We start from the raw sequence: 8,968 nt of genomic DNA on the forward strand, positions 1-8,968 counted from the left end.
CCGTGAGGTCCTTCCAGACGCCGGAGATCCCCCGCACCTGGGCCTGGCCGCCGAGCTTGCCCTCGGTGCCGACCTCGCGGGCGACTCGGGTGACCTCCTCCGCGAACGCGGACAGCTGGTCGACCATGGTGTTCACGGTGTTCTTCAGCTCGAACATCTCGCCGACCGCGTCGACGGTGACCTTGCGGCTCAGGTCGCCCCGGGCCACGGCCGTGGTCACCTCGGCGATGTCGCGCACCTGGGCCGAGACGCGGCTGGACATGGTGTTGACGGACTCGGTGAGATCCCGCCAGCTCCCCGACATCCCGCGTACGTTCGCCCGCCCGCCGAGCTTGCCCTCGGTGCCGACGTCCCGGGTGACGCTCGTCACCTCCGAGGTGAACAGGGCGAGCTGGTCGACCATCCCGTTGATCGCCTTGCCGAGCCGGCGCACCTCGCCCCTGGCGCTGCGGTCGAGGTCGATCCGCATCGACAGATCGCCCTTCGCCACCGCGTCGATCACGTCGGCGGCGCCGCTCACGGGCGTCACCAGCGCGTCGATCAGGTCGTTGACGGAACCCACGCCCTCGGCCCACGAGCCGACGCCGGGGCCAGGAGTGAGACGCTCGTTGAACCTGCCCTCCTTCACCACCTCGCGGCGGACCCGGTTCAGCTCGTTGGCGAGGTGCTCTCGCCGGTCCGCCACCTCGTTGAGGAGCAGGCGGATCTCGCTGAGGATCCCGGGGGGCGCGTGCGGGACACGTCGGCGGAAGTCCCCGTCGCGCCACGTGATGAGGGTTTCCAGGACAGGCACGAGATCGGACTCGGTGTACGACCGTTCCGTTCCGGCCAGCTCAACGCCGACGGGCGACATGTGGCCTCCTTCACCCCTTGGGGGTCTAGCGCCGCATATGAGGCACAGCGGCCTTTCGGGGGGCGGACTCCTTGCCAGTCTGTCACGTTCCGTGGCGTGGGGTGCCCCCTTGTTTTACCCCGGGTCAAGCGGAACTGTGGTAAGCACGGAAGCGGTGACAAGTACCCCTCGTGCCGTTCTGGCCGCGTCGTTCGCGCCGGGAGAGACGGCCGTAACAGCTGCCGTGCGGTTCACTCGCGAAGTGATGACCGCATGGGCCGTCATGTCCGTGGCCGCCGAGGCGGAGGGCCTGGCGCGTGATCTGGTGGCCGAGGTCTCGGGCGAGCCGTTCGACGTCGTGTGGATACACCATGGCGAGTCCGTGCAGGTCGAGGTCAGGGAGAAGTCCGGCTCGACCGCCTACGGCCCGCCCGCGGACGCCGTCGCCTGGGGGGTGACCTTCACCGCGTCGACCCGCACCCGCTGGGCCAGGATCGACCTGCCCGGAGGCGCCCCGGGCGGGGGAGACGAGTGGGTGGCGGAGACGACCGCCGGGCCGGGCTGGCTGGGCTTCCTCGCGGACGCCAGCGATCTGCTCGCCGGCACCCTCGACCCCGACATGGTCCCGGCGATCATCGCGCAGATCGTGGTCCCCCGCCTCGCCACCTGGTGCGCCGTCTACACGGCGGAGCACGGGTCGGGGCCGCTGCGGCCCGCCTATCTCTGGCACGCGGACGAGGCCCAGATCGACGCGCTCCGCGAACTCCTGGGCGAGACCCAGATGCCGTCGGGAGAGGGCCCCGCGGTGCTGCACATGGGCGAGTGGCAGTCACTCGCCTTTCCGCTGACCGCCAGGGGCCGCCGACTGGGGATCATGTGCCTGGGCCGGCGGGACCGCTTTCCCGACGAGGGCCTGCAACTGGCCGAGGACCTCGGCCGCCGGGCCGCGCTGGCGATGGACAACGCCCGCCTGTACGCCCAGCAGGCGGCGGCCAACCGGGCTCTCCAGCGCAGCCTGCTGCCGCCCGAGGAGCCCAAGACTCCCGGCCTGGACTCCCACGTCATCTACGAGCCCGCGGGTGAGACCAACGAGGTCGGCGGTGACTTCTACGACCTGTTCCCCATGCGTGAGGGGGTCTGGCGGTTCGCCATCGGCGACGTCTGCGGCACCGGACCCGAGGCCGCGGCCGTCACCGGCCTCGCGCGGCACACCCTCCGCCTGCTCGCCCGCGAGGGGTACGGCGTGGCCGACGTGGTCGACCGCCTGAACCAGGCCATCCTCGACGAGGGGGAACGGGCGAGGTTCCTGACGCTGCTGCACGGGGAGATCACCCGCGTGCCCGACGGGCTCGACGTCAGCCTGGTCTCCGCCGGGCATCCCGAGGCGCTGCGGCTGCGGCCGAGCGGCGTGGTCGACACGGTCGCCCAGCCCCAGTCGTTGCTCGGCGTCTTCCCCGAGGCCGACTTTCGCGAGGAGAGCGTCCACCTCGCGCCGGGAGACGTGCTGCTCGGGGTCACCGACGGCGTGACAGAGAGACGGTCGGGCTCCCGGCTGCTCGACGACGACGGAGGGCTGGCCAAGCTCCTGTCCGAGTGCGTGGACCTGTCCGCCCGGGCCGTTGCCGAGCGGATCCGCCGTGCCGTACAGGATTTCGCGCTGGAGCCGAGCGCCGACGACCTGGCTATCCTCGTCCTGCGAGCGCCCTGACCGCGAAGTCGAGCGAGGCCGCCATCTGGCGGATGCGCTCCTCCACGACCAGCGAGCCGTGGCCGGCGTCGTACCGGTAGACCGACGCCTCGTGGCCGTGGTCGGCGAGCGCGCTCAGATAGTTCTCGATCTGGCGGATCGGGCATCGGGGGTCGTTCTCGCCCGCGAGGATCAGCAGGGGCGCCTGGACCATGTCGGCGTAGGTGATCGGGGAGGACGCGGCGTACCTCTCGGGCAGATCCGCGGGCGAACCGCCGAGCAGGGCCCGGTGCGCGGCCCGCAACCCCTCGGCCTCGTCCTCGTACGCCGCCGCGTGGTCGGCGATGGGCACGGCGGCGATCCCCGCCGCCCAGCTCTTGGGCTGGGTGCCGAGGGCCAGCAGGGTGAGGTAGCCGCCCCAGGACGAGCCCGTGAGCACCAGCCGGTCCGGGTCGGCGATGCCGTGGTCGACCGCCCAGTCCCTGACGGCGGCGACGTCGGCCAGCTCGATGTGCCCGACGTCGCCGTGGAGGGCGTCCCGCCAGGCAGAGCCGTACCCGACGGAGCCCCGGTAGTTGACCCGGATCACCGCGAAGCCGTTGTCGACCCAGGCCGCGACCGGAGGCAGGAACGAGTCGTCGTCCTGCGCAGCGGGCCCGCCGTGCAGCAGGAAGACGGTCGGGTACGGCGGGGCGAGCCGCTCCGGACGGGAGACCAGGGCGTGGATGCGCCCGCCCGGGCCGTCCACGTCGATGTCCTCCAGCGGCACGGACGGCGGAGGCGTGCGGCCGGGGTTGATGACGACGTGCCCGCTGCTCGACTTGATCACCGGGGGGTGGGCGGCGCTCGACCAGGAGTACTCCACCGAGCCGTCCGGACGCGGGGCGGCCGCCTCGATCACCCCGTGCGGGCTCTCGATCGGCGTGAGGCCTCCGCCGGCGAGGTCGTAGCGCAGCAGTTCGGTGCGGCCCCGATGGCTGTGCATGATCAGCAGCGCGCGGCCGTCGTCGTACCAGTCGGAGGTGATCTCGCCGGGCACCCGCAGCCAGATCTCGCGCTGCTCACCGGTGACCGGGTCCCAGACGAGCGGCTCGCGCCGGCCGCGGCGCTCGTGGAGGACCAGGATCCGGCGGTCGCCGGGAAGCGGGGCGAACCGGATGCCGGTGACGCCCTTCCCCTGGCCGTCGTGAAGCTCCCCGACGACCTGGCCGTCGGTCTTCAGCACCCGCAGGGCCGGGTGGAGGGAGTCGCCGTGCTCGCTGTGGCTGATCGCGATGAGCGATCCGTCGAGGGACATGCCGACGACCGACGCGAACTCGTCATGGCCGTAGACCGGGACGGCGTCTCCTGCGCCGTCGGTGACCAGGACCTCGAAGCCGTCTCGAGAGGATCGGCCGACCGCCGCGACGCCGTTGCCGCCGAGACCGAGGCCGCAGGGGTTCCCCGGCTGCATCGGCACGGGGACGTCGGCGCCGCCGTAGAAGGGTTGCCGCATCCACACGCCGAACTCGTCGCCGTCGGTGTCGGCGAACCACCAGATCCAGTTGCCCGCCGGGTCGACGGCGCCGTACGAGGTGCCGTTGGGCCGGTCGGTCACCTGACGGGCCTGGCCGGTGGAACGGTCCCAGGCGTAAATCTCCCATGCCCCTGAGGCGTTGCTGCGATAGAGGGCGCGATGCGGCGCCTGGCGTGCCCACATCGGCAGGGTCGTGCGTGGTGCCCGGAACCTGGATTGCCAGCGTTCCTCGGCCTTCATGCGGCCCTCCCCTGTCCTCCGGCGGGGTTGCGGTCAAGTATGTCCCGTACAAGTGGAAAATGGCCGACAAATCGTGGATGTTCGCGCGGAATTTCCCGTCAGAAGGCCCTCAGGTCACTTCCGTACCATCCAGGTGGACAAGCGGAAGGACGCCGTCACCTCGACCGGGTCGGGCAGTTCCCCGATCTTCTTCGCGAGGGCCTCGCCGTCGGTGTGCCAGGCGCTCGGCCCCATCCCGACCACCGCTTCGACCGCCGCGTGGCCCAGCGTCAGCGGGATCTCCAGGTCGGCCTGCCCGGCCGGGGTGAACCGTCCCGCGAGGGTCTCTCTGAGCCGGCGCTCCTTCTCCGCGTCCACGGACAGCAGGCCGAGCCGGTCGACCAGGGGACGGAGATGGCCCGCGGCGGGGGTCACGACCAGCAGCCTGCCGCCCGGCTTCAGGATGCGGGCGAACTCGGCGGCGTTGCGCGGCGCGAAGACGTTGAGCAGCACGTCGGCGCACGCGTCCCGGACGGGCAGGGGCCGCCAGACGTCCGCCACGACGGCGCCGATGCGGGGATGCGCCCGCGCCGCCCGCCTGATCGCGTGCTTGGACACGTCGAGTGCGAGCCCCACCGCCCCGGATGCCGCCGCGTCAAGCGCCCGGGACAGGTAGTGGCCGGTGCCTGCCCCGGCGTCCACGGCGACCTCCGCCGCTTCGCACGCCGCGGCGACCGCGTCCGCGAGCGGGGCGAAGTGGCCTCCGTCGAGGAAGTCGGCGCGGGCTGCGACCATCGCCGCGGTGTCGGCCGTGCCCGGCGCCGCCGAGCCGGTCAGCAGACTGACGTATCCCTGCCGCGCCACGTCGAAGCCGTGCCCGGCGTCGCAGCGGACCGTGCCGGGCACAAGGGTCAGCCGGCCGCCGCAGACCGGGCAGAGCAGGAGATCGATGACGTCGGCGAGCATCCGTCCATCATCGCCCGTCCTGGTGACCGCCTCGTGTCCCGGTGTGCGCACGGCAGTTCGGTACGGCATTTCTGTACGGCATTTCACATGGCGAGAATCCCGGGTGATTCAGATCACAGCGACGCCTTGTCATGTCGTGAGTCATAAATCATGATCAGGGGTAGTCAGTATCGATTTGACGTGATTCGGGGGGTCATCGTCCCAGGAGGCCCTCATGACAGAGGAAACCGGGCAGACCCGGCCGCTCGGCGTCAGTCGTCCGGATCTCGCGGTGGACGACCTTCCTGAGCCGGAGGAGGTCTTCGGCGTACGGAGGATCGGACCGAAGGAGCTCTTCAAGTACGCGCTAGGTCCGAGCCTGATCGCCCTGGGCATCTCCATCGGCAGCGGCGAGTGGCTGCTCGGACCCCAGGCGGTGGGGCAGTACGGCTTCGTCGGCGTCGGATGGGTGATCGTCGTCTCGGCGGTGCTCCAGACCTTCTACAACATCGAGTGCTCGCGCTATGTGATGGCGACGGGAGAGGCACCGGTGGTCGGCTGGGGACGGGTGCCTCCCGGCTACCTGTTGTGGGTCCCGCTTTCCGTCTTCATCGTGATATTCGCCTTCATCGCGGGTGGCTGGGCGGCGTCCGCCGGCCAGGGCGTCTACGCGCTCGTCCACGGCGAGGTGCCACCCGCCGGAGCCGAGGAACCGCGTATCTGGGCGATCGCTCTACTCGTGCTCGTCTTCCTCATCACGGCTGGCGCCCGCCGCATCAGCCGCGCACTGGAACTGGCGAACTGGGTGATGGTCGGGGCCATCCTGGTGGCCCTGGTGCTCGTCGACCTGTTCGTGGTGCCCTTCAGCCAGTGGTGGGAGGGCATCCGTGGATTCGTCACCCCCGCCGCTCCGCCCGCCGGCATCACCGCCACCCAGCTCGGCGCGCTCGCCGGGTTCACCGCGCTCGCGTCCGGCCTGAACTGGTACGTCATGGGCCACTACCGCGACAAGGGCTACGGAATGGGGTACCGGGTCGGCCACATCTCCGGCATGCGCGGTGGACGTACACAGATGCTGGCGAGCGGCGTCACCTTCCCGGACGACCCCGACAACAACGCCCGGTGGCGTCGCTGGTACCGCCTGCTGCTCACGGACATGTGGGGCATCTTCTTCGTCGGCGCCATGCTGGGCATGCTGCTGCCGACCATCCTGATGGCGCGCGCCGTGGAGATCAGCGGGAAGACGCCCACCCAGGCCAACGTGCCGACATTCGTGGCGAGCGCGCTGGAGCAGGAGCACGGCAGGGTGCTCTTCAACGTCGCCCTCGTGCTCGGCGTGCTGATCCTCTTCTCGACCCAGCTGGGGATCTTCGAGGGCATGGTCCGCGTGACGACCGACGCGGCACACGCCACGAGCCCCCGCCTGCGGGCCCTGGTCGAAGGTGACCCGAGGCGGTTCTACTACCCGTTCATGCTGGTGCTGCTGGTGATCATCGCGATCATCCTGCACCTGGCGCTGCCCGTGAGCCTGGTCCAGTGGTCGGCGAACATGTCGAACCTGGGCGCGCTGTTCTATCCGTTCCTGCTGATCTACCTCAACCGCAGGCTGCCCCGTGCCGCCCGGTCGCGCTGGTACCACCAGGTGATCCTGGTGCTGAACTTCCTGTTCTTCGGGTTCTTCTTCGTCAACTTCATCGCCGACCTCGTCGGAAATCCGCTGGTGACCTTCTAGGCGGGGAATTCTGGGTCGGGAAGTTCTGGGGCGGGTCGTTCTGGGGCGGGCCGTTCTAGGGTGGGGCGATGCCGTACGAGCCGAAGGTTGTGGCCGGTGTCGAGATCGTCCCGGTCTGCGACGCCGTCGGGCCCATGGGAGAGAGCATCAGAAAGCCGCTTCCGGAGCTTTTTCCCGGCGGCGCCTTCGCCGACGCCGACGACGAGTGGGCGCTCCACTTCCACTGCTACGTGTTGCGGGCGGGAGGCCGTACGGTCCTGGTGGACACCGGGATCGGCGGAACGGACTCGCCCGCGGCCGGATGGGCGCCGGTGCCCGGCCGGTTGGTCGCGGAGTTGGCGGAGGTGGGCGTGGGCCCGGCGGACGTGGACGTCGTCGTGCTGACCCATCTGCACAGTGACCACGCGAGCGGCTGTGTCCGGGACGGCGTGCCGGTCTTCCCGAACGCCCGCCACGTGATCCAGCAGGCCGAGCTCGACTGGGTGGGCGGGCCCATGCGGCGCGAGGTCGTCGAGCCGCTGCGGGACTCCATCCAGGTCGTGGACGGCGACGCCGGCCTGCTGCCCGGCGTCCGCGTGGTGCACGCCCCCGGCCACACGCCGGGGCATCAGTGCGTGGAGGTGGGCGACCTCATCGTGACCGGTGACGCGGTGCTCCATCCGGTCCAGTTGGCCGACCCCACGATCCCCTACGCGTACGACGAGGATCCGGAGCGGGCGGTCGTGAGCCGTCTGGCCATCCTCGACCGCGCCGCGGTCATCGCCCCCGGCCACTTCGCCCAGGCGTTCGTCCCGGTTCGACCGATATAGGGGTCACCTCGTCCAGAGGCATTCCTGGGTCGCCTGGACGAGGGCCATCAACTCGGGTGAGGCCCGCTCGCCCGCCCAGGTGAGCCCGAAGGTCATCCGGAGCTCCGCCGACTCGAGCGGAACGAAGTGGACGTCGTGCCGGCGGATCGAGCCGACCAGCAACGACGGCGTCGGCAGAAGACCCGCTCCCGCCGCCACGAGATCGAGCGCGGACGCGAAGTCGTCGAGGTCGCCGGCGACGACATGGAGTTGGTCGGGGCCGGGCAGCAGGGCGGCGATCCGGGCCCACATCCCGCCCGGCGGTCGGTTCCGCGGCACCACGATCCTCTGCCGGGCGAGTTGCCCGAGCCGCAGACGGGACTTGGAGGCGAGCGGATGACCCGCCGGGACGGCCAGGTGCGCCACCGGCACATGGAACCGGGCGGCCGTCGTGAATCCCAGCGGGAACGGCGTCTGGACGATCGCCGCCGTCACCTCTCCCTGCGCCAGTGCCGTGAGGGAATCACTCCGGCCGGACGCGAGCAGTTCCACCTCGATCGCGGGCCGGCGGTGGGCCAGGCGCCGGGCCACCCGCGCGGCCAGTGTTCCGACGAGCGAGGGATAGGCCAGTCGAATCGTGGGACCGGCCGGTACCGCCAGGCGGGCGGCCTCGGCTGAGAACCTCGCGGCGGCCTGTAGCAGTGCCTCCGCGTCCGGCAGCAGCGCCTTGCCCGTGTGTGACAGCCGCACGTCACGGCTGGTCCGGTCGAAAAGGCGGACGCCCAGCGAACGTTCGAGCCTGCCGATGGCCTGGCTCACCGCAGGCTGTGAGACGCCGAGCTCGGCCGCGGCGCGCGAGAAGCTCAGGTGCCGCGCGACGAGGGCGAAGCAGCCGATGTCGCGCAGCGGCGGGCCGGAATCCATGCTCCAGTATGACCGGCCGTCTAAGTCGATCCATAAGCAGTGGTGATGGTTGGTGGGGCGGGCGGGGTGGTCATCGGGTCTCGCGCCAGAGAGGCGTCTGATCATCGGCCTGCGCGTGGGCTGGGGGCCCGGAACGAAGTCTCGGCCGCCAATTCGTATTGCGTAGTTCGTTGTGTTTTTCGGCCGGGGGTATTTGGTGCGAAGGGCGCCTATGGGTGTTTATCGCGCAATTCACACTAGGCCATCAAGCTGGACAAATGGCATTTATCAATTCGCGCTCCTCTTCTAACTACCCGTCGGTATTGGTTGCCTGGTATTCGTCATC

General features: G+C 70.5%; 7 protein-coding genes. 3 read left to right on the top strand and 4 right to left on the bottom strand.

Going from position 1 to position 8,968, the window contains the following annotated elements:
* A partial coding sequence (locus tag Pka01_RS40295; RefSeq protein ID WP_203888297.1) for a HAMP domain-containing protein occupies positions 1-853 on the bottom strand: 853 nt, incomplete at its 3' end.
* 244 nt (positions 854-1,097) lie between these two features.
* On the opposite strand from Pka01_RS40295, the gene Pka01_RS40300 reads away from it, so the two are divergent.
* Positions 1,098-2,540, top strand: coding sequence for a PP2C family protein-serine/threonine phosphatase (locus Pka01_RS40300; protein WP_239116297.1), 1,443 nt, complete (start codon positions 1,098-1,100; stop codon positions 2,538-2,540).
* On the opposite strand, the gene Pka01_RS40305 is transcribed toward Pka01_RS40300, so the two are convergent.
* Both Pka01_RS40305 and Pka01_RS40310 read right to left on the bottom strand, forming a co-directional pair.
* On the bottom strand, positions 2,515-4,275 hold the full coding sequence (locus tag Pka01_RS40305) for a S9 family peptidase (RefSeq protein ID WP_203888299.1): 1,761 nt from the start codon (positions 4,273-4,275) through the stop codon (positions 2,515-2,517). The two genes, Pka01_RS40300 and Pka01_RS40305, sit on opposite strands and share 26 nt — an antisense overlap.
* 114 nt (positions 4,276-4,389) lie before the next feature.
* Positions 4,390-5,220 (bottom strand): putative RNA methyltransferase, encoded by an 831-nt coding sequence (locus Pka01_RS40310; protein WP_203888303.1) that lies wholly within the window; start codon positions 5,218-5,220, stop codon positions 4,390-4,392.
* A gap of 214 nt (positions 5,221-5,434) precedes the next feature.
* Here Pka01_RS40310 and Pka01_RS40315 point away from each other — a divergent pair, with 214 nt between their 5' ends.
* Both Pka01_RS40315 and Pka01_RS40320 read left to right on the top strand, forming a co-directional pair.
* Positions 5,435-6,931, top strand: coding sequence for an Nramp family divalent metal transporter (locus tag Pka01_RS40315; protein WP_203888300.1), 1,497 nt, complete (start codon positions 5,435-5,437; stop codon positions 6,929-6,931).
* Between the two features lie 68 nt (positions 6,932-6,999).
* Positions 7,000-7,740, top strand: a complete 741-nt coding sequence (locus Pka01_RS40320) for an MBL fold metallo-hydrolase (RefSeq protein ID WP_203888301.1) — start codon at positions 7,000-7,002, stop codon at positions 7,738-7,740.
* Between the two features lie 3 nt (positions 7,741-7,743).
* Here the strand turns inward: Pka01_RS40320 and Pka01_RS40325 are convergent, their stop codons facing one another.
* Entirely contained in the window at positions 7,744-8,643 is a 900-nt protein-coding gene (locus Pka01_RS40325; RefSeq protein ID WP_203888302.1) for a LysR family transcriptional regulator, read from the bottom strand.
* Positions 8,644-8,968: the final 325 nt, after the last annotated feature.

Origin of the sequence: Planotetraspora kaengkrachanensis (assembly GCF_016862895.1) — a bacterium.
GTDB classification, from domain to species: Bacteria; Actinomycetota; Actinomycetes; order Streptosporangiales; family Streptosporangiaceae; genus Planotetraspora; species Planotetraspora kaengkrachanensis.

What these genes read in the sequence shown, in the direction of transcription:
- Pka01_RS40300 (WP_239116297.1), top strand. Translation starts at nt 1,098, where the DNA reads ATGACCGCATGGGCCGTCATGTCCGTGGCCGCCGAGGCGGAGGGCCTG.
- Pka01_RS40305 (WP_203888299.1), bottom strand. Translation starts at nt 4,275, where the DNA reads ATGAAGGCCGAGGAACGCTGGCAATCCAGGTTCCGGGCACCACGCACG.
- Pka01_RS40310 (WP_203888303.1), bottom strand. Translation starts at nt 5,220, where the DNA reads ATGCTCGCCGACGTCATCGATCTCCTGCTCTGCCCGGTCTGCGGCGGC.
- Pka01_RS40315 (WP_203888300.1), top strand. Translation starts at nt 5,435, where the DNA reads ATGACAGAGGAAACCGGGCAGACCCGGCCGCTCGGCGTCAGTCGTCCG.
- Pka01_RS40320 (WP_203888301.1), top strand. Translation starts at nt 7,000, where the DNA reads ATGCCGTACGAGCCGAAGGTTGTGGCCGGTGTCGAGATCGTCCCGGTC.
- Pka01_RS40325 (WP_203888302.1), bottom strand. Translation starts at nt 8,643, where the DNA reads ATGGATTCCGGCCCGCCGCTGCGCGACATCGGCTGCTTCGCCCTCGTC.